The following is a 20,223-nucleotide window of genomic DNA, read 5'->3' as shown; positions in this document are numbered from 1 at the left end:
TATATAAGTGAGCGGAGGGTAAGGGATTCGAACCCTTGCGACACTTTCGCGTCGACAGTTTAGCAAACTGCTCCATTAACCACTCTGGCAACCCTCCTTTTTGTTTATTTTTTAATGATCGTTGTTCCGTTATTGCGAGTGCAAATATAGAACAGATTTCTTTATTTACCAAATAAAATTCAAGAAAAATTTGTGTATTTTTGAAGTAATAAATCATCCAAAAACCAAACTGATGCGTAAAACATTATATATCATCGGATTAAGCACTTTTGTTTTTTCATGTACTTCTCAACAAAATGTAAAAAAAAATACTTACAAACCGAAAACCCCGATAACACAGGCGAAACCGACTGTTCAGACAACAGCTCCGGTGGCTCCCAAACCAAAAGTTGTCTCTGATCATGGAGTAGATTTTTTTACTACTAATATAGCAGACCCAACAAAAAATGATAATACGGCAAGTTATGGTTCTATTGTATCTGCAAAACCAGCCGGATATAAAGTTGTGAAGACTTATTTTCCTGCAGTTGCCCAGAACTTCAGACAGCGTTATTTAATATTACATTATACAGCACTTCTGGATGATAAGTCGATTACTGTTCTTACCCAGCAGCCGGTGAGTGCCCATTATCTGGTAAATAATACCGGTGATAACGAGATTTATCAACTGGTAGACGAAAACAAACGCGCATACCATGCGGGAGTAAGCGCTTGGAGAAATGACAAAAATCTTAATGATACCTCTATCGGGATTGAAATTGTAAATATGGGCTACACCACAGATGCTACTGGTAAAAGAACCTTTGCTCCTTTCAGTGATGAGCAGGTGAAAAAAGTAGCAGCATTGGTTAAAGATATTGTGACAAGATATCAGATTCAGGCAACCAATGTACTGGCTCATTCAGATATTGCTCCTACAAGAAAACAGGATCCGGGACCTATGTTCCCATGGAAAAAGCTGTATGACGAGTATCAGGTCGGAATGTGGTATGATGAGGCAGCCAAGCAGACTTATCTTGAGCCGGCACAAGCTGATATTACTGCCAGATATAATGATTCCAGCTTTATCTTTCTTATCCAGACTGGATTGCAGAAATTCGGATATGGGTTGGATCTTAGCGGAAAATGGGATGATGCTACTAAGAAAACCATTGAAGCATTTCAGTACCATTTCCGTCCACAGAATTATGACGGAATCATGGATGCCGAAACATGGGCAATATTGCAAGCTTTGAATCAAAAATATCCAGTAAAATAATTCAAATTAAAGCGCATCGGTTAGATGCGTTTTTGCTATCTTTAAACGATCAAAAACAGTAAAATATCTGTAATGGAAAATTTCAGAAAAGAAAGTGATCTATTAGGCGAACTGAATGTGCCTTTAGATGCTTATTATGGGGTTCAGACACAAAGAGCTATCGACAATTTTAAAATTTCAGGACAACTTTTGTCTTCATATCCGGACTTCATAAAAGGGTTGGCTTTTGTAAAGAAAGCAGCAGCAAAAACCAATTATGAACTAGGGCTTTTAGACGAAAACCTTTATTTCAAAATAGCAGAAGCGTGTGATGAAATTGTAGAAGGGAAATATCATGACCAGTTTCCGGTAGATATGATCCAAGGTGGGGCAGGAACTTCCATCAACATGAATGCGAATGAAGTGATTGCAAACATCGTGTTGGAAAAATTAGGTAAAAATAAAGGAGAATACGAATTCTGTTCACCGAATGACCATATCAACCTTTCCCAATCAACCAACGATGCTTATCCTACGGCTATCAAAATGGGATTGCTGCAGATGAACATCGGTTTGGTAGAAAAGCTTGAGAAGATTATCGCTGCTTTCCGTGCAAAAGGAGAGGAGTTTCATGATGTTATCAAAATGGGACGTACACAGCTTCAGGATGCGGTACCCATGACATTGGGACAGGAATTTGAAGCCTATGCAGCTACTTTAGAAGAAGATATTTCTAAGCTGAATAACAATGCAGACCTTTTCGTAGAAGTCAATATGGGAGCAACAGCGATCGGAACAGGATTAAATGCTCCGGTAGGATATGCTGTTCTTTGTGCTAAAAATTTAGCTCAGATTACAGGATTCCCGATTGTTTCAGCTCCGAACTTAGTGGAAGCTACGCCAGATACGGGGTCTTATGTAATTTATTCTTCAGCAACGAAACGTCTTGCCGTGAAATTATCAAAAATCTGTAATGATTTAAGATTGCTTTCATCAGGTCCAAGAGCGGGTCTTTTTGAAATCAACCTTCCGCCAATGCAGCCGGGATCTTCTATTATGCCGGGTAAAGTAAATCCGGTGATTCCTGAAGTGGTAAACCAGGTTTGTTTCAAAGTATTCGGGAATGATCTTACGGTGACTTTTGCAGCAGAAGCAGGACAATTACAGCTTAACGTAATGGAGCCGGTACTTTCTCATGCAATCATGGAAAATATCAATTTCCTTTGCAATGCTTTGGATACTCTTCGTGAGAAATGTGTGGTAGGTATTACAGCCAATAAAGAAATTTGCCTTAATATGGTAAAACACAGCATTGGTATTGTGACCGCATTGAATCCTTATATCGGATACAAACAGTCTACACAAATTGCTAAAGAAGCATTGGAAACAGGAAAAAGTGTATACAACCTTGTTCTTGAAAAAGGAATTCTTTCCCAGGAAAAACTGGACGAAATCCTTGATCCGAAAAATATGCTGAAACCGCATAATAAATAAATTTTATAAACGATGAATGATCAATGATAATTGATTCCTAAAATCTTCTTATCATTGATCATTGATCATTAATCATTGATCATTCGTGAGGTTTTTAATCATAATTCCTGCCCATAACGAAGAAGACAACCTTCCCTTTACTCTCGATTCTTTACAACAGCAAAGCAGCAAAGATTTTAGAGTAGTGGTAGTGAATGACGGCTCTACAGACAAAACGTCTGAAGTTATCAGGAAATATACAGAAGCTGATTCCCGTTTTGAAACCGTTACCCTTCAAAAATCTGAACATCAGCCAGGATCTAAAGTCATTCACGCTTTTAAAAGTGGACTAAAGACTCAATCTATGGATGAATTTGATATCATCTGTAAATTTGATGCCGATATCATTCTTCCGGAAAACTATCTGACAGCAATAGAAAATGCCTTTGCAGATAATCCCAGATACGGATTGGTAGGAGGGCTTTTGTATATAGAAAAAGACGGAAACTGGGTCTATGAAGGGAATTCCAACAAGCATCATGTAAGAGGTCCTATGAAAGCTTATCGGAAAAAATGTTTCATTCAGATTGGAGGCTTAAGAGAGACACTGGGTTGGGATAATATAGATTCTATACTATTGGAAAACTTAGGCTGGAAAGAAGTTGTTCTTTCGGAGCTTCAGGTGAAACTGATTAAAGTAAAAGGAACTGATTACACCATTCGCCCCGCTGATTATTACGGAAGGTATTTTTATTTCTTAGGACTGAACAGATTTCTGGCTTATATTGCCTCTTCAAAAGAAGCGATGAAAAGTAAATCTGCTTCATTTTTCTTCGATATCATTAGATCTTATGAAAGCTGCAGATCAAAGAAATTAGAACTGAAAATTACGAAAGAAGAACAAAAAGCTGTTAACGATCAACGTTGGAGAATGTTGAAGAAGAAATGGCTGAAGATGTAGAAGGTGATTTTTTATACGTTGTAAATGTTAATTAATAGAAACGGGTTTTAACCCGTTTAATAAAAAATAAAGATTCCACTGGCTTTAGCCAAAACTTAAGATATAATTCCCGCAAACCCGTGAAAAAAATAGCATACATAGAAATAGATACCCATGCAGAAATTGCTCAGGCTTTCATGGATGTTATGAAGGGATCTCAGGATTTTGAGGTAGACTATTATTTTTCAAAAAAAATCAAAGACCAGATCAGTCATAGCAATAAAGCTACATTCTTATCAGACAGCTCTATGATTTTGGATCAGTTAAAGGGGAAAGGGTATGATTTGGTGGTAATAGGTACTGTACATCGTTATTTTAATACCTTTTTAGCGGTAACAAAAAAGTACAATACAGCAATTATTACGCATAATCTCAATTTTACAAAAGCTTCAAAGCTGGATCTGATGAAAAGTATCTTCAAAGGAGATGTTATTTTCAGGTTAAAATTGTGGCTGAAAGAAGGATTATTCTACAAAACAAAAGTGTATCAGACCTCCAGATCTCTTTTCGTGCTGGATGAGGCACTGGTCTCGGAGAGACATCGGTTTTTACCTCTGTTTTATACAAGAGATTTTGATAAAACTAAAAACGAGGATCTGGTGATTGTCATTCCCGGAGGTGTTTCTCAGAATAGAAGAGATTATACTTATATTTTTGAAACCATTCAGAATCTGAATACAGATAAACGTTGTCAGTTTGTGTTCCTGGGAAAAGCTAACGGACATGAGCTAAAACGACTTGAACAGTTATCTGAAAAGCTGTCTGAAAATATTGAGATTGCATATTTTTCCGAAAGAGTTTCTTCTGAAGACTTTGAACAATGGATGAAGAAAGCGGATATTCTATGGTGTCCTATTCAGCAGGAAACAGAATTTTTCAGCATGAAAGAAACGTATGGACTCACTAAAATGACAGGGAACCTTGGTGATGCCATAGCATACGGGAAATTGGCTGTTTTTCCTAAGAATTACCCGTCAAAGCTTGATTTTATTATTCCTGAAAAAGGAAATATTCTTGATCAATTAGAGACACTTTCAGAGGCTCCATTTGACTTTTATAAAACGTATAACAAGAAAGAAGTTCAGAAAAAACTGGAACAGTTTTTAAATGGCTTAATATAACTATTGAAGTCCTGATTTCTATGGAGGAGTAGCATTCTCTGCTTTTTTACTTCAATCTATTTAATCTTAAAGACACTTTTGATAAATCTCAAATTCAGATAGTCTTCAACCGGGAAAATCTTGGTGAAGTAATTTCCGATGTAGATCAGTATCAAAACAACGGCTGGTTTGTAGATAAGATTAAGCAGATTACTGTTGAAGTTGGGAAGCACAATAGCCACTGTAATCGCTAAAGTACAGATGATGGAAACAAAAATCATTTCAATACTCAAAGGCGAAACCTTAAATACAATATAATTGAAAACAATTTTCACTACATTGTAAATGGTAAGAGAAATAGCTGTAGATAAAGCAATCCCAATCAGTTTCAAATCTGTATTTTTAATGAAATAATAATTCAGTCCAATAGTCAGTCCGGCCAGTAAAAGCATGACCAGGATATTGAATCTGTAATATTTTGAAAGAGAGATAATATTTCCGTTAAATCCGGTTGCCAGGTCTATTAATACGGCAGAACCCCAAATCCAGACTACGGGTTCATATTCTCTGAGCATGGTTCCGTTCTTTGGCATAAATTGCGTCAGGTAAGGGAATCCGACCATGATGCAGGAGAATAAAACGGCTCCAAGAAAATACAGTGTTAAAGATGTTTTTTTATGAAATCTGTCCAATTCTATCATATCCCCATCTGCAAGAGTTTTGTTGATGATGGGTGCAGAAATATTAAACAATCCAAGCTGTGGAATAGAGATCAATGAAATCAGGGCGTATAAAACTGAGTAGATTCCTACTTCTTCCATACCCATAAATTCTCCGATCATAAAACTGTTGATCGCCAGATAATTTCCAAAAGTTCCCAGAAATCCGAAGAAACTGTAATTGAAAAACTCTTTCCAGAAATTATTTTTCTTAAAATAATCCGTACTGAAATCCAGCTGAATCTTTTCAAGTTTGTTCGTGTAATAAATATAGCCCAAAAGCATCAACAAGAATATTCCAAAGAAGAAAGCAAATGCAATGTTCTGTGATGTCACAGCAGTCATCTTCTGTGATAAAGCAAAGAAAAAGAGACAGAAAGCTCCCAGATTAGCTATTTTCGGAAATAGATTGTCGAAAATATTGGAAACTACAATTCTTTTATAATTGGAGGTGTATTTATTGAAAATGGTACAAAATGAAAGAATTAAAATCAACGGAAGAATCATTTCCTTGATTTTCCATGCTTCCGAATGCCTGAATTTCGGATAAAAATAGGGGAGTATAAAAAATACAACCGTGAAAATAAGAAAGTTAATAAAAACAGTTAGCAGCGATAATGACAGCATATTTTGTTTTTTACCGTCTTTTTCCACCGTGTGAAAAAATTTCACATTGGAATAGGAAATTCCCAGTACTACAAAAGGAACCAGCATCTCAGCAGTCGGAAGAATGTAGCGCAGCTTTCCATAAAATTCAAAATCATTCGGAAATATGAATATTGCGGAAACGGTGCCCAGCAAAAAACCAATATAACCGATAATGGAATATTTGAAGCCTTGTCTCGCTACTATACTCATAAGTCGTTTTAAATGTTTTTAGGTATAAAAATAATATTGTTGATGTACTGAGTTTTATTTTTTTCGTCGTTTGTATTTTGTGTTATAATATCTTCGGTAAGATTCTCCAGCGTAAAACTGTTTCTGTTCAGATATCTGGCTTCATATCCCCAGTTCATCACTTCAGATATTTCGTTCCATATAGGTGTTTGGTGGTGTCTTTGTTCCATCTCGACCATTAAAGTAGGCTTGAACTGTCTGATGGTTTCTTTTGCTCCAAGAAGTGTTTTTATTTCGTTGCCTTCAACGTCTATTTTAATGAAATCAAGCCTGTTGAAATGTTCCAGTGCAGCCCATTCATCCAGTTTGATCACTTTCACTTTTTCTGTATAACTTTTTTCTTCTCCTTTTTCCTTGTAAGAAGTGTTTAAAGTTCCGCGGGAAGCAATCGTTTTTCCGTTAATAATGGGTACTTTGAATTCTGCAATTCTGTTTTCGTCAGAAAGAGCCAGAGGAAAGATACGCATTGCCGGGAAAAGCCTTTTCAATCGTCGGTAAAGCTTTTTATTGGGTTCAAAACCATAAATATGCTCATGATCCAGCGTGTTTTCCAGCTGGTATAGGAAAGTTCCTACATTCGCACCAATGTCCAATATCACAGCATTTTTAGGAAGGTATTCTTTGATCCATACCAGTTCCGGTTCTACATTACGTTCCGAAAAATTATTTTTACTAAGATTATTTAAACTTTTAAAATATCTTTTTTTGTAGAAATTCGGACTTATGTATTGTAGTTTTTCAGCGAGTTTTTGGTATAAAGACATCGTAAGCTTTTTGGCGAACAGCAAAGATAGGGAAAAATGTAAAACTTTTCTTAAAAAATGTTAATTATAATAATCTGATTTTCAGGAGTTATGCTTTGTGTCTGTTTTTGTAATCAACTAAAATCTAATGTATTTAAATTTGTCACGGAGACATCTCAGTACTTTAAACACAGCAAATACTTACAATAATCGTAAAAATATTTGTGCCTTTGATCTGAAAGACTCAGCATGACTATTTTCAGTGGCTCTCTGATGAGATTACAGATCAAAGAAAGGGTGTATTCAGGAAATCATTGAAAGGTTTCATCAGTTTGAAAATTTTTGTCATGTTTTTCACAGCATTTGTATCGAGTACTTCTTCGTCTTTCAAAGAATAAACTACAATAAAATTCTTAAGTTTCAGATATTCACCCATAGGATCTTCCTTTTCAAAGCCTTGAGGAACTTTCTTCAGCTTGTCATCCTGGTCTAGTTCAGGAAAATGTTTTTTGAAATCTTTGTTGTTGAGGATTTTAAGAAAATCGTCACCGTACAATGAAATTTCCTTACGTACTTCTTTTAAAACAGAAGATTCAGGCATATAGATTCCCCCTGCTAAAAAGGATTTTCCAGGTTCCATGTGGAGATAATACCCTCCTTTCTGATTTCCTTTTCCCATTCCAAGAGAAGCCCCGAAGTTAGTCTTATAAGGAGATTTGTCTTTTGAAAACCGGGTATCTCTGTAAATTCTGAATAAGGCCTTTTTGCTGTCAATCTTAGCAAGTTCTTCATCAAAACCGGACATCTCTTTAATCAGCTCATCCAGAAACGAAACAACATTTTGATGGGACTCTGTGTACAGGTTTTTATTTTCATTAAACCATTCGCGGTTATTATTTTTATTTAATTTTTTTAAAAAATAAAATGTTTTCGAAGAAACGCTTGCAGACATATGATGTAGGTGTTTTTTATTGTTGTTTTATGGGTTGCTAAGTGGGGCTGGAACGATTTCTTAATCCCGAAACCACGAAACCCAAATCTCGCACTCACCATCCAAATTTACAAAAACTATTCATATCTCAATGCTTCGATAGGATCAAGTTTTGATGCTTTCAACGCAGGATAATATCCGAAAAATACTCCAGTAACAGCACAGACAATGAATGAAATAATAATCGAAGATTCTGTAATAAAAGTAGGCCAGGAGAGGAAGAAAGTAACCAATTCTGAAGACAGGATTCCTAACAGTACCCCAAGAATTCCGCCGGTGATACTGATGAGCACCGCTTCAATAAGAAACTGATACAGAATATCCTTTCCTCTTGCGCCAATAGACATTCTCAGCCCGATTTCTTTCGTTCGTTCCGTAACGGACACATACATGATATTCATAATTCCAATTCCTCCTACAATCAGGGAAATTCCGGCAATAGCTGATAAAAGAACAGTCAGAAGCTGGCTGGTTGAACTCATGGTAGAGATAAGTTCCGCTTGAGTTCTTACACTAAAGTCGTCATTGCTTCCGTCAACAGGCAGTTTGTGTTGTTTTCTTAAAATCTCCGAAACCTGATCGGTAGCCTGTTGTGAAGTGTTTTCATTCGTAGAAGCTGCATACATGGTCTGAACATAAGTAATTCCTAAAAATCTTCTCTGAACGGTATTGAATGGAGCAATGATCACATCATCCTGATCCTGCCCAAATGCATTAGACCCCTTTGAAGCCAGAATTCCAATGATTTTCATAGGAACTTTATTGAACCTGATGATACTCCCTACGGCATCTTCTCCGTTAGGAAATAAATTATTGTAAACCGTTTGTCCCAAGAGACAGACTTTGTTGGAAGAAGTAACATCCTTTTTGGTAAAAAGATTGCCCTCGGCAATGCTCCAGTCTCTGATGCTGAAATATTCTTCATTCACGCCCTGCAATTGAGTAGGCCAGTTGTTGGGCCCGTTGATAGACTGCCCGTTGGTTTGTACGGCGGGAGATACATAAGAAACATCAGGCGCTCCTTTTGAAATGGCATCTGCATCCTGAGGCTTAAGGGTCTGTAGTCCCGAAGCACCGATTCGGGCACCTCCGGAAACATTTACATTGCTGGATGGCCGGATGGTAATCATATTCGATCCCATGGATGAAAGCTGATCGCTGATGCTTTTTTTTGAGCCCTCTCCAATCGCAGTCATTGCAATCACTGAAGCCACCCCGATAATGATGCCAAGCATGGTTAAAAATGCACGAAGCTTATTTCTTAAAAGAGCTTTCCAGGCAATTCTGAAGAGGTTTGAAATGTTCATTGCAGTAGTTTTTTTAGTTTACATGATCAGTAATCATCATTTACCGGAAGGTTTTCCAGGGCTTCTTTGGCAGACTTTATATAATCATTTTTTATATCCTTAATGACTTTTCCATCCTGCAGAGTCACTGTTCTGCTGCTGAAAGTAGCAATATCAGGTTCATGGGTTACAAAAACAATGGTGCGTCCCTGATGGTGGAGATCCTGCATGAGAGTCATGATTTCATAAGAGGTTCTGGTATCCAGATTTCCTGTGGCTTCATCTGCAAGAATCATTACAGGTTCATTTACCAAGGCTCTGGCAATAGCGACTCTTTGCTGTTGCCCTCCGGACATCTGATTCGGAAGATGATCAATCCTGCTCTCCAGTTTTACCGCTGTTAAAGCCTGTATAGCTCTTCTGTGGCGTTCTTCTGTAGATATTTTTGAGTTATAGAGAAGCGGAAGTTCTACATTTTCTTTTGCAGTCGTTCTGGGAAGAAGATTGTAAGCCTGAAAGACAAACCCTATTTTTTGATTTCTGAGAACAGCCAGCTCATCACGATCCAAATTTTTGATATTAATACCATCCAGAATATAGTCTCCCCCTGAGGGTTTATCCAAACAGCCAATAATATTGAGCAGGGTAGATTTTCCGGAACCGCTGCTTCCCATAATGGTCACGAATTCACCTCTTTCTACCGTAAATGTCACTCCTTTCAGTGCGTGAACAATTTCTTCACCCATTCTGAATTCCCTTTTCAGATCCATGATCTCCAGAATTTTTTCTGCCATGACTTTTGTTTTAGGTTTGCTAGTAGTTGATTGACGGGTTGTATAAAAAGAATATAAAATTTATAATTTTTTTATCTCGGTCCGCCACCGCCGCCGCTGTTTTTGTTGTTTCCGCCACCTCTTCTTTGAGGCATGAATGGACTTTTAGCCTGTCCGCCGGAAGATTTTTTTGACAAAACTTTATAGCCGGTAATGATATTGTCATTTTTATCCAATCCCGAAACAACCTGTATTTCGGTATCATTATCCATTCCGGTTTTTATTTTTTTACGGGAAATAGTGCTGTCCTTTGCAATGATCCAAACCGCCGCTTCATTTTTCTTTTCGGCACCTTTGTCTTGTTTTTTCCATTGTCCTTTTTCATGTTTTTTACCATCGGCAAATGGAGAATTTATTTTGTATTTTTTGATGATCAGACTGTCTGGTCTAAAGCTGGTTGCAGCCACAGGAATTTTCATGACATTGTCTAAAACCTGGGTGTAGATTGTGATATTTGCCGTCATTCCCGGTTTCAGCTTTAAGCTGGAATTATCAGCATTGATGATGGTGGTATAATTGACCACATTCGAGGAAACAGTAGGATGGAGACGTACTTCAGAAACCTGGCCGTCAAATGTTTCATCCGGAAAAGCATCCACCGTAAATGTTGCTTTCTGACCAACTTTTACGTTTCCGATATCGGCTTCATCTACTGAGGCACGTACCCGCATCTTGGTGAGATCCTTAGCAATACTGAACAGGGTAGGCGTACTGAAGCTGGATGCAACCGTTTGGCCTTCACTTACATTCCTGTTGAGTACGGTTCCGTCTATCGGAGAATAGATATAGGTAAGAGAAAGGTTTTTATTGGCCGTAGAAAGCTGAGCCGTTACAGTGCCCACCTGTGCTTTTGCAATATTGTATTGATTAGTAGCATTGTCAAAATCTGCTTTGCTGATAGCCCCGACTTTGTAAAGCTGAGATTGTCTGTTGATATTGATTTCATTGTAAGCAAGATTACTCTTTGCATTCTGTAAATTAGCCTGGTACTGTTCTGACTGAAATTTAAGAAGATCCGGATCTAAAGTTGCCAGTAATTCTCCTTTTTTCACGGTAGAATTGAAATCCACATAAATATTTTTGATGATTCCCGATACCTGAGTACCTACAGCAACCGTATCTACAGGCTGTATCGTTCCGGTAGCGGTAATGGAATTTGAGATTTCTCCCATTTCAGGTTTTACTGTTTCCAGCTGGATTTTTATTTCTTTTTCTCTGATGAAGAAAAACCAGACTGCACCTATTGCAATGATGCCGCCCACAACCCAGTACAACCATTTTTTATTCTTTGTTTTCATAGCTTACTTTAGATTTATAGGGTTACCTGCGTAAAATTCGTAGATCTGTTTATTGAGAACTGCAGTGTATTTGGCCTGCAGATAATTCTGAATGGATTGTATATAAAGTAATCTCTGCTGCTGAAGCTGTACGTAGTCAATACTTCCGAGTTTCATTTGGGCATTGACGATGTCATAACTTTGTTTGCTGATATCCATCTGTTTGGAGGCAGAATCATATTGTGACAGCGCATTCTGAAGGTTGATGTAAGATTGTTCTATCTGTTGATTGAGAACTGTTTTGGTATTCTGTAAATCAAGATTGGCCTGTTCAATGGCAATTTTTGATTTCTCAATCTGTGTTTTATAGATTCTGTTGTTGTAAATCGGGATTCCAAGGCTTAAACCGATGGGCATATAAAAGTTATTTCCCAATTGGTTAAAATAATTTCCGTTTCCATTAGAGTAATTGGTTGAGATGTTTCCTACCAGATTCAATGTGGGCTGAATGGAAGCTTTAGCCATTTTCAGATTCGTATTGGAATTTTCTACATTCAGTTCACCGTATTTTACTTCGGGACGTTGGTTTTGTGCTAAGTTTTGGACGTCTTGTAATGATTTTAACTGGTCATCTACAATGATGCTGTCGGGTTTTACAATCTGGAAATCATAATTAGAGGGAAGCTGCAGGATTTGTTTTAAATTGACCGTATTGGTTCTTAAATTATTTTGAGCAGACGTTAGATTGTACTGATCCTGGGCAACTTGTGACTGGATTTGAAGATAATTTAATTTTGAAAGGCTTCCGGCTTTATAGAGCTGATCTCCTTGTTTTAATTGAGTTTGTGTCGTTTTCAGAACATTTTCAAGAGAAATAATGTTTTCCTGATTCATTAGAATATTTAGGTAAGCCTGAGTGATATTCAGGGTAATGTTGTTCTCTGACTCCTGTACGGACAGATCAGCCATCTGTACCAGCAGGTTTTTTGATACCTCATTATTTTTAATGTAGCTTGCATGATAAAGGGTCATGGAAGAATTGGCCCCTATATTTTGAGATTGAACCCCGGTCATATGAAGACCATCACTTCCATTGAGGGCAAACAATCCTTGTGAAACGGTTCCGCTGAGGTTGGGATATTTTGCTTCTTTTGCCTGAAGGAGATCCTGCTGGGCAGAGTTTTTTGAAAGCCTTAGAGAATTGATAGGAATATTATTTTCCTTTGCATATTCAATACAATTTTCCAGCGTCCAGGAGGATGGATAATTGGGTTTTTGGGCAAATATTTCAAGGACTATACATGAGAATATCAAAAAGAAAAATTTGCTTTTCATGGCTTTATTTTTGAAAATTCATAAATAACAAAGAAAAAATCAATCCAATTTAATAAAAAAAAACAATGTTTAACAAGTTTTTAACTTTAAGCTTCTTTTTTTGGATTTAATTTTCCAAAAATTAAAAATATATTAAAAGATTCTGAATTTAAGTTTACATATTTCAAACTTTATTCAAAAACAAGTCAAATATTTATTGTATCTTTGCAAAAATTTTAAAATAGTTAATGAATTTATTTACGGAAACCAATTTAAGTCCTGATATCCTTAAGGCAATTGGCGAACTGGGCTACGAAAGCCCAACAGAAATCCAAAAACAGACTATCCCTTTTATTCTTTCAGATATTCGCGACTTGATCGCACTTGCGCAGACAGGGACAGGCAAAACAGCAGCGTTTTCGCTTCCGATTTTGGATATGATTGACGATACGAGTCGCAAAATCCAATTATTGGTGCTTTGTCCGACACGGGAATTATGTCTTCAGATTTCGAAGGACATAAAGAATTACTCTAAGTACATGAAAGACATCAAAACTACTGCGGTTTATGGTGGAAGTAGTATTGTAGATCAGATGAGATCTTTGAAGGATAAGCCACAGATTATTGTGGGAACTCCTGGTAGAGTAATAGATCTTATCAACAGAAAAGCGTTAGACTTTTCTGCGATTCATTGGTTAGTATTAGACGAAGCTGATGAAATGCTTTCAATGGGATTCAAAGACGAATTGGAAACCATTCTAAGAGAAACACCGGAAACTAAACAAACTTTCTTATTCTCTGCAACGATGAATAAAGAAGTGGAAAGAATTTCCAAAAATTACCTTACAAAACCACACCGTATTTCAGTAGGTTCTATCAACGAAGTGAAGAAGAACATTACTCACGAATACTATGTAGTAGGGTACCGCCAGAAAAAAGAGGCGTTGAAGAGATTGATCGATGCCAATCCTAATCAGTATTCTATTATCTTCTGTAGAACGAGAATGGAAACTCAGGAGGTAGCAGATTTCTTGATGCAGAACGGTTATGCCGCTGATGCTCTTCATGGTGACCTTTCTCAGGCACAGAGAGATACAGTAATGAAGAAGTTCAGATTGAAAAACATTGATATTCTTGTAGCGACAGACGTTGCAGCAAGAGGATTGGATGTAAACTCTCTGACTCACGTTATTCACTTCTCTTTACCTGATGATCCTGAAGTATTTGTTCACAGAAGTGGTAGAACAGGTAGAGCAGGAAAAGACGGTATTTCTATGTCTTTAATCAAGCCTGAAGAAAGCAGAAAATTGAAGCAGATTAAATCTGCAACAAAAATTGAAATTCACGAAAAATTCATTCCTACAGGTGAAGATATTATCAAAGCTCAGGTAGGAGGTGTATTCGAAAAATTATTGACGGAGCACGAAGATCTTTTCGAATTTGATGATAGCTTGATCCCGGATTTGAGCAATTTTACAAAAGAAGAATTGGTGCACAAGTTGCTTCAATTCCAATTGAAAGACCTTGCTTTATACTACAAAGACAAGCACGATCTTACTGAGCAGAAATTGAGCAGCAGAGACGACGATTACTCAAGAAGAGAACGTGGACGCGATAGAGATAGCAGAGACCGAGACAGAGGTCGTGATAGAGACCGAGGAGACCGCGGAAGAGACAGAGATCGTAGCAGCAAGCCAAGAAGAAAAGATGAAAACATGGTAAGATTCTTTTTCAATCTTGGAAAGAAAGATCATTTGAAGAAGCTTGACGTTTTAGATATTATCAATAAAGCAACTGATGATGGAAAAAGCAAAAGAAGAGCAGAAATTGGTGATATCGAAATCTTAGAGAAATTCTCTTTCTTCGAAGTTGAAAAGTCTTTTAAAGACAATGTTTTGAGCAATATTCAATCCATGAAGTTCAAAGGAAAAGATATGAGAGCTGAAGTAGCAAACTAATCTTTTTTATACCATATAAAACCGGCATTAATGCCGGTTTTTTCATTTGATAATCAGTAGGTAAGCGAATGTTAACAAAACTTAATGTTATATAGTTTCACGTGCGATCCTTTTTTAGGAAATTTGCACTCGAATTATAAATACTAAAAAATGGGAATTGGTAATATTTTCCACGCTTTTCAACCCAAAGATAAAATCTTCTTTGTACTTTTCGAAAAAGTAACTGAAAATCTAGTTGCAATGTCAGAAGACTTCAACGCAGGAATCAAGGATTTCGATCTTAATGACGACTCAATGTTGAAGAAAATGAGCGACTTCGAACACAAGAATGATGAACTTACTCACGAAATTTTCGTAGAATTAGGGAAAAACTTCATTACACCTTTTGACCGTGAGGATATCCACACATTGGCAACAGGATTGGATGATATCGCTGATTATATCTACGCTTCCACAAAATATATTTTCCTGTACAAATCACCTGAGCTGAAGGCTTATTCAGACTTCTCTTTATTGATCCACAAAGCATGTCTTGAAATTCAGAATGCAATGAAAAACCTTAAAGGGTTCAAAAACATGGAGCAGGTGAAAGAAGCTTGTATTAAGGTGAACTCTATTGAGAATATTGCTGACGATTTGCTTTCCAATTCAATGGTAGAATTATTTGAAACCAATGATGCCATCAACATCATTAAAGTTTCATCTGTATTAAACTATCTTGAAATTGTAACTGACAAAGCAGAAGATGTTGCCAATACAATTGAGAACATCATGATTAAATACGCCTAATACATAGCAAAAAATGGAATTTCCGATTTTACTTATAGTTATTATTGCGCTGGCTCTGATCTTCGATTATATCAATGGTTTCCATGATGCAGCCAACTCAATTGCAACTATAGTTTCTACAAAAGTTTTAACTCCATTCCAGGCTGTACTTTGGGCGGCGCTTTGGAATTTTGCAGCATTCTTTATTGCTGCTTATATTATTGGAGAATTCAAAATTGGTAATACAATTGCCAAAACAGTTAATGAGAATTTTATCACTCTTGAGGTTATATTTTCAGGTCTTATAGCTGCTATTGCCTGGAACCTTTTGACATGGTGGTTCGGGATCCCTTCATCATCATCACATACGCTGATTGGAGGTTTCTTAGGGGCTGCTCTTATGCATGCTTTCATGATGGATTATAATGCAGTAGCTGCAGCACAGCCGGAGCTTGGGATGTGGGAGACTATTAAAGAAGCTTTCAGCCAGGTAACTCATCAGGGGGTGGTAAAGTTTGATAAAGTTATTCCTATCTTCCTGTTCATTTTCATGGCACCGATCATAGGGATGATTATCTCCATCATTATTACATTAATTATTGTACACCTTTATAAAAAATCAAATCCACACAAAGCAGACAAATCTTTCAAAAGATTGCAGTTGGTTTCATCAGCACTGTTTAGTTTAGGACATGGTTTGAATGATGCTCAGAAAGTAATGGGAATCATTGGAGCAGCGGTAATTTATTATCACGTTAATATGCTTCAGGATGCACAGTATTTGAATATTCCTTCCGCAGGACGTTTTGATTATTTTGCTCAACACTATATTTGGGTTCCTCTAGTTTCATTTATTGCCATTGCTTTAGGGACAATGAGCGGTGGATGGAAGATCATCAAAACAATGGGTACCAAGATTACGAAAGTAACCTCATTAGAAGGTGTAAGTGCAGAAACGGCAGGGGCTATTACCCTATTCATTACAGACCACTTTGGTATTCCTGTATCTACTACCCATACCATCACGGGTTCTATCATCGGGGTAGGATTAACGAAGAGAATTTCAGCAGTAAGATGGGGGATTACCGTAAGCCTTCTTTGGGCTTGGGTATTAACAATTCCAATCTCTGCAATAGTAGCAGCTGTTACCTATCTTGTGGTAACATTCCTTTTTTAAAAAACAAATCATATAATTATATAAACTTTGTCCATTTGGGCAAAGTTTTTTATTTTATAAAGCCTTGAAAAGTCGTATTTTTGTTCAAATTATAAGATTTTATGGAATTTTTAGACAGATACCAGCAGATTGTTGCAGATGCCATCACTAAATATACTTTTAAAGATAAGCCTTCGGAGTTGTATGACCCGATGAACTATATTATTTCCCATGGCGGGAAACGTCTTCGTCCTATTATGGTGCTGATGGCTTGTGAGATGTTCGGTGGAGATCTTAAGCAGGCAATCAAGCCAGCATTGGCTATTGAGTTTTTCCATAATTTTACGCTGATCCATGATGATATTATGGATGAAGCTCCTTTAAGAAGAAATAAGCCTACCATCCATACTTTACATGGTCTGAATGTGGGAATTCTTTCCGGAGACGGACTGATGCTTAAAGCTTATAAATTTTTTGAAGATCTTGAACCTGAAATCTTCAAAGCATGTATCAGAATTTTTACCCACACAGGACTTCTATTATGTGAAGGGCAGCAGTATGATATCAATTTTGAGACTCAGGAAGACGTTACTTTCGACGATTATATCAGAATGATTACTTATAAAACAGGAGTTCTGAGTGCTTCTTCATTTGAGATTGGAGCTTTGATTGCAAAAGCTGATTTTAAAGATGCCAAAGCCATTTTCAACTTTGGAAAGCACATCGGAATTGCATTCCAGATCATGGATGATTATCTTGATGTATTTGGTGATCAGGCACAGTTTGGAAAAAAACATGCCGGAGATATATACGAAAACAAAAAAACCGTTCTGTATCTGCTGGCAAGAGAACATGCTACCGATGAAGAAAGGAAAGAACTGGATTACTGGTATTCTAAAAAAACTGAAAACGTTGATAAGGTCTACGGAGTAGAAAAGATTTTCAGAAGAACAAAAGTAGATGATAAAGCTTTACGTTTGATTGAAAAACACAATGAAATCGGACAAAGCTATCTTCAGAAAATAGATGTTCCGGAAGAAAAGAAAAAACCTTTTATCGAACTGGCAAATTATTTGTTGAGAAGAGAAAGTTAATATAGGTAGCAGAGGGTAGGTGGCAGGCAGCAATTTACCTGCGACCTATTCTCTGCAATCTAATCCCTATACAATGAAATTCAGAACAGAAGTTGATATTCCGGCATCAGAAAAGAAGATTGAGATTGAAGATAAAATATTTTCAATAGGTTCATGTTTTGCCTCTGAAATGACTGATTTATTGCAAGACGGACAACTTCAGACCCTCAATAATCCTTTTGGGACGATTTTTAATCCTTTTTCCATCAATAACGCAGTAAATCGATTACATGACTCTGCGTTTTATGCAGAAGAGGAGCTGATCATCTACAATGAAGAATACATTTCTCTGGATCATCACACCAGTTTTGATACCCGGTATATTCATCAGACCTTAGATAAAATTAATGGAGATATTGAAGCTGGAAATGCTTTTCTTCAGGAAGCAGACTGGATTATTATTACGTACGGTTCTTCATTTATCTATGAGTTTCTACCCAAGAATAAACTCGTTGCCAACTGCCACAAAATTCCGCAGAAATTCTTTGAAAAAAGACTGCTTTCCCATCAGGAATTGACAAGCTCAATATATCAGACGATTCTGGATCTTAAAGATATTTGTAAAGAAGGAGTACAGATCCTTTTTACCGTTTCACCTGTAAGGCATACGAAAGATGGAATGGTTGAAAATCAGTTAAGCAAATCCAAACTGATCACCGCTATTCATGAATCTATTTCTATGTTTGAAGACTGTCATTATCTGCCTGTCTATGAGATATTAATGGATGATCTCCGGGATTATCGTTTTTATAAAGAAGACATGATTCATCCCAGTACCCAGGCGGTTAATTATATTTTTGAAAAATTTGGAAATGCCTACTTTTCAGTAGATACCCAGAATTTTATCAAAGAAAACTTCAAGATCATGAAGGCTCTGGAGCATAAAACCAGTGATAAAAAAGATCCAAAGTTTATCGAATTCAGAGAAAAGCTTGACCAGAGGATTGAAAACCAGCGCAAGAAAGTAAAACATAAAATATTTTAAATGCTTGATTTTACCAGAATCGACTATCTGAAAGACGGAAATGAAAGGCAGAAAAAAGCTTATTATATTCTTACAAAACATCGTTTTTTTGAGAAATTGAAGGATTATTCTCCAATTTTAGCAGGAACTGTTCCTATTGAAATTGATATTGAAGGAAGTGATCTGGATATTATTTGTGAGGTGGATTTAAGATTTGAAGAAGACTTTCTGGATGATTTAATGTTTAACCGGTTTATTCCTTACGATGTTGAAACGAAAGTTGAATATCCGATCATAAATGGCGAAAAATGCATTACATTAAACTTTATGCTGGGAGATTTTCCCATTGAAATTTTCGGACAAAATAAGCCTACAACACAGCAAAACGCATATCTTCATATGGTTGCTGAGTACAAAATATTACAGGAAAAAGGAGAAGAATTTAAACAAAAAATAATAGAGCTTAAGAAACAAGGAGTAAAGACAGAACCTGCTTTCGGAATATTGCTGGGACTTGAAAATCCTTATGAAGATCTATTGAAATTTTAAATAAAATGATTGATACACATACACATCTATACGCAGAAGAATTTGATGAAGACAGAAAAGAAGCTATTCAGAGAGCTTTAGATAAAGGAATTACAGAATTCTATCTTCCTGCCATCGACTCTGAATCTCATGAGAAAATGTTGCAGCTGGAAACAGATTATCCGGGACAGATTTTTTCCATGATGGGATTACATCCTTGTTATGTAAAACCGGAATCATGGGAAAAAGAACTTGAGATCGTTAAAAATTATCTTGATCAGAGACATTTTCCTGCGATAGGAGAGATCGGAATCGATCTGTATTGGGATAAAACAACATTGGATATTCAGGCGAAAGCTTTTGAACAGCAGATTGACTGGGCGATAGAAAAAGATCTTCCAATCGTGATTCATACAAGAGAAAGCTTTGATGAGACCTTCGAGGTTTTAGAAAGAAAAAAGCATCCAAAACTGAGAGGAATCTTCCATTGTTTTTCAGGAAATCTGGAACAGGCACAACACGCTATCGACCTTAATTTCATTTTAGGAATCGGTGGAGTAGTGACCTTTAAAAACGGGAAAATAGATCAGTTCCTGAATGAAATTCCGTTGGATAAAATTGTTCTGGAAACAGACTCGCCTTACCTCGCTCCGGTTCCTCATAGAGGGAAAAGAAACGAAAGCTCTTATCTTGATCTCGTAGCCGGAAAACTGGTAGATATTTATGGAAAAGACTTTTCTGAGATAGACCGTATCACAACGGACAATGCAAAGAATCTTTTTAAATAATAAAAGTTTTAAACTTTAAGATAAATAAAAATCCCTTTTCAGTTTTTGAAAAGGGATT

General features: G+C 36.7%; 18 protein-coding genes and 1 tRNA gene. 11 read left to right on the top strand and 8 right to left on the bottom strand.

All coding sequences use genetic code 11. The features are described 5' to 3' along the window. Positions 1–12: 12 nt before the first annotated feature. A tRNA-Ser gene (locus AC07UM_RS05835) sits at positions 13–97 on the bottom strand. A gap of 135 nt (positions 98–232) precedes the next feature. Here AC07UM_RS05835 and AC07UM_RS05830 point away from each other — a divergent pair. The 4 genes from AC07UM_RS05830 to AC07UM_RS05815 all read left to right on the top strand — a co-directional run bounded on the left by AC07UM_RS05830 (position 233) and on the right by AC07UM_RS05815 (position 4,831). Continuing rightward, positions 233–1,258: an N-acetylmuramoyl-L-alanine amidase gene (locus AC07UM_RS05830; protein WP_494684815.1), complete on the top strand. Its 1,026-nt coding sequence runs from the start codon at positions 233–235 to the stop codon at positions 1,256–1,258. A 72-nt stretch (positions 1,259–1,330) separates the two neighbouring features. Beyond that, positions 1,331–2,731, top strand: coding sequence for an aspartate ammonia-lyase (gene aspA / locus AC07UM_RS05825; protein ID WP_103232476.1), 1,401 nt, complete (start codon positions 1,331–1,333; stop codon positions 2,729–2,731). Positions 2,732–2,816: 85 nt separating this feature from the next. Then, complete coding sequence (locus AC07UM_RS05820) at positions 2,817–3,671, top strand: glycosyltransferase family 2 protein (protein WP_494684814.1); 855 nt, start codon at positions 2,817–2,819, stop codon at positions 3,669–3,671. 119 nt (positions 3,672–3,790) lie between these two features. Further along, complete coding sequence (locus AC07UM_RS05815) at positions 3,791–4,831, top strand: hypothetical protein (RefSeq protein WP_494684813.1); 1,041 nt, start codon at positions 3,791–3,793, stop codon at positions 4,829–4,831. A 56-nt stretch (positions 4,832–4,887) separates the two neighbouring features. Here AC07UM_RS05815 and AC07UM_RS05810 read toward each other — a convergent pair whose 3' ends face one another. The 7 genes from AC07UM_RS05810 to AC07UM_RS05780 form a co-directional block, all read right to left on the bottom strand. Continuing rightward, entirely contained in the window at positions 4,888–6,387 is a 1,500-nt protein-coding gene (locus AC07UM_RS05810; protein ID WP_494684812.1) for a lipopolysaccharide biosynthesis protein, read from the bottom strand. An 8-nt stretch (positions 6,388–6,395) separates the two neighbouring features. Beyond that, complete coding sequence (locus tag AC07UM_RS05805; protein WP_494684811.1) at positions 6,396–7,190, bottom strand: FkbM family methyltransferase; 795 nt, start codon at positions 7,188–7,190, stop codon at positions 6,396–6,398. Positions 7,191–7,455: 265 nt separating this feature from the next. Beyond that, entirely contained in the window at positions 7,456–8,121 is a 666-nt protein-coding gene (locus AC07UM_RS05800; protein ID WP_494684810.1) for a DUF2461 domain-containing protein, read from the bottom strand. 116 nt (positions 8,122–8,237) lie between these two features. After that, positions 8,238–9,467: an ABC transporter permease gene (locus tag AC07UM_RS05795; protein WP_494684809.1), complete on the bottom strand. Its 1,230-nt coding sequence runs from the start codon at positions 9,465–9,467 to the stop codon at positions 8,238–8,240. 26 nt (positions 9,468–9,493) lie between these two features. Continuing rightward, positions 9,494–10,240 (bottom strand): ABC transporter ATP-binding protein, encoded by a 747-nt coding sequence (locus tag AC07UM_RS05790; RefSeq protein WP_494684808.1) that lies wholly within the window; start codon positions 10,238–10,240, stop codon positions 9,494–9,496. Between the two features lie 71 nt (positions 10,241–10,311). Further along, positions 10,312–11,577 carry an efflux RND transporter periplasmic adaptor subunit gene (locus AC07UM_RS05785; RefSeq protein ID WP_494684807.1) on the bottom strand — a complete coding sequence of 422 codons (1,266 nt, stop codon included), beginning with the start codon at positions 11,575–11,577 and terminating at the stop codon, positions 10,312–10,314. Positions 11,578–11,580: 3 nt separating this feature from the next. Next, the gene (locus tag AC07UM_RS05780; protein WP_494684806.1) at positions 11,581–12,891 is read right to left on the bottom strand and encodes a TolC family protein; all 1,311 of its coding nucleotides are present in this window, start codon (positions 12,889–12,891) and stop codon (positions 11,581–11,583) included. Positions 12,892–13,118: 227 nt separating this feature from the next. On the opposite strand from AC07UM_RS05780, the gene AC07UM_RS05775 reads away from it, so the two are divergent. The 7 genes from AC07UM_RS05775 (at position 13,119) to AC07UM_RS05745 (ending at position 20,165) form a co-directional block, all read left to right on the top strand. Next, positions 13,119–14,828: a DEAD/DEAH box helicase gene (locus AC07UM_RS05775; RefSeq protein WP_494684805.1), complete on the top strand. Its 1,710-nt coding sequence runs from the start codon at positions 13,119–13,121 to the stop codon at positions 14,826–14,828. Positions 14,829–14,978: 150 nt separating this feature from the next. Continuing rightward, complete coding sequence (locus AC07UM_RS05770) at positions 14,979–15,617, top strand: DUF47 domain-containing protein (protein ID WP_109738784.1); 639 nt, start codon at positions 14,979–14,981, stop codon at positions 15,615–15,617. 13 nt (positions 15,618–15,630) lie between these two features. Beyond that, the gene (locus AC07UM_RS05765; RefSeq protein ID WP_494684804.1) at positions 15,631–16,773 is read left to right on the top strand and encodes an inorganic phosphate transporter; all 1,143 of its coding nucleotides are present in this window, start codon (positions 15,631–15,633) and stop codon (positions 16,771–16,773) included. Positions 16,774–16,874: 101 nt separating this feature from the next. After that, complete coding sequence (locus tag AC07UM_RS05760; RefSeq protein ID WP_494684803.1) at positions 16,875–17,846, top strand: polyprenyl synthetase family protein; 972 nt, start codon at positions 16,875–16,877, stop codon at positions 17,844–17,846. A gap of 73 nt (positions 17,847–17,919) precedes the next feature. Continuing rightward, positions 17,920–18,870, top strand: a complete 951-nt coding sequence (locus AC07UM_RS05755) for a GSCFA domain-containing protein (RefSeq protein WP_494684802.1) — start codon at positions 17,920–17,922, stop codon at positions 18,868–18,870. After that, positions 18,871–19,398 carry a DUF4269 domain-containing protein gene (locus AC07UM_RS05750; RefSeq protein ID WP_494684801.1) on the top strand — a complete coding sequence of 176 codons (528 nt, stop codon included), beginning with the start codon at positions 18,871–18,873 and terminating at the stop codon, positions 19,396–19,398. Between the two features lie 5 nt (positions 19,399–19,403). Continuing rightward, positions 19,404–20,165: a TatD family hydrolase gene (locus AC07UM_RS05745; RefSeq protein ID WP_494684800.1), complete on the top strand. Its 762-nt coding sequence runs from the start codon at positions 19,404–19,406 to the stop codon at positions 20,163–20,165. The last annotated feature ends 58 nt before the right edge of the window (positions 20,166–20,223 follow it).

The sequence above is a fragment of the Chryseobacterium sp. GW821-FHT04C04 genome, from assembly GCF_059420365.1.
Note: the sequence above shows the minus strand (reverse complement) of the source record. Positions and strands in the feature narration are given on the sequence as shown.

Coding starts and splice junctions, on each gene's coding strand:
- AC07UM_RS05830 (WP_494684815.1), top strand. CDS start 233: ATGCGTAAAACATTATATATCATCGGATTAAGCACTTTTGTTTTTTCA.
- aspA (WP_103232476.1), top strand. CDS start 1,331: ATGGAAAATTTCAGAAAAGAAAGTGATCTATTAGGCGAACTGAATGTG.
- AC07UM_RS05810 (WP_494684812.1), bottom strand. CDS start 6,387: ATGAGTATAGTAGCGAGACAAGGCTTCAAATATTCCATTATCGGTTAT.
- AC07UM_RS05805 (WP_494684811.1), bottom strand. CDS start 7,190: ATGTCTTTATACCAAAAACTCGCTGAAAAACTACAATACATAAGTCCG.
- AC07UM_RS05800 (WP_494684810.1), bottom strand. CDS start 8,121: ATGTCTGCAAGCGTTTCTTCGAAAACATTTTATTTTTTAAAAAAATTA.
- AC07UM_RS05795 (WP_494684809.1), bottom strand. CDS start 9,467: ATGAACATTTCAAACCTCTTCAGAATTGCCTGGAAAGCTCTTTTAAGA.
- AC07UM_RS05790 (WP_494684808.1), bottom strand. CDS start 10,240: ATGGCAGAAAAAATTCTGGAGATCATGGATCTGAAAAGGGAATTCAGA.
- AC07UM_RS05785 (WP_494684807.1), bottom strand. CDS start 11,577: ATGAAAACAAAGAATAAAAAATGGTTGTACTGGGTTGTGGGCGGCATC.
- AC07UM_RS05780 (WP_494684806.1), bottom strand. CDS start 12,891: ATGAAAAGCAAATTTTTCTTTTTGATATTCTCATGTATAGTCCTTGAA.
- AC07UM_RS05775 (WP_494684805.1), top strand. CDS start 13,119: ATGAATTTATTTACGGAAACCAATTTAAGTCCTGATATCCTTAAGGCA.
- AC07UM_RS05770 (WP_109738784.1), top strand. CDS start 14,979: ATGGGAATTGGTAATATTTTCCACGCTTTTCAACCCAAAGATAAAATC.
- AC07UM_RS05765 (WP_494684804.1), top strand. CDS start 15,631: ATGGAATTTCCGATTTTACTTATAGTTATTATTGCGCTGGCTCTGATC.
- AC07UM_RS05760 (WP_494684803.1), top strand. CDS start 16,875: ATGGAATTTTTAGACAGATACCAGCAGATTGTTGCAGATGCCATCACT.
- AC07UM_RS05755 (WP_494684802.1), top strand. CDS start 17,920: ATGAAATTCAGAACAGAAGTTGATATTCCGGCATCAGAAAAGAAGATT.
- AC07UM_RS05750 (WP_494684801.1), top strand. CDS start 18,871: ATGCTTGATTTTACCAGAATCGACTATCTGAAAGACGGAAATGAAAGG.
- AC07UM_RS05745 (WP_494684800.1), top strand. CDS start 19,404: ATGATTGATACACATACACATCTATACGCAGAAGAATTTGATGAAGAC.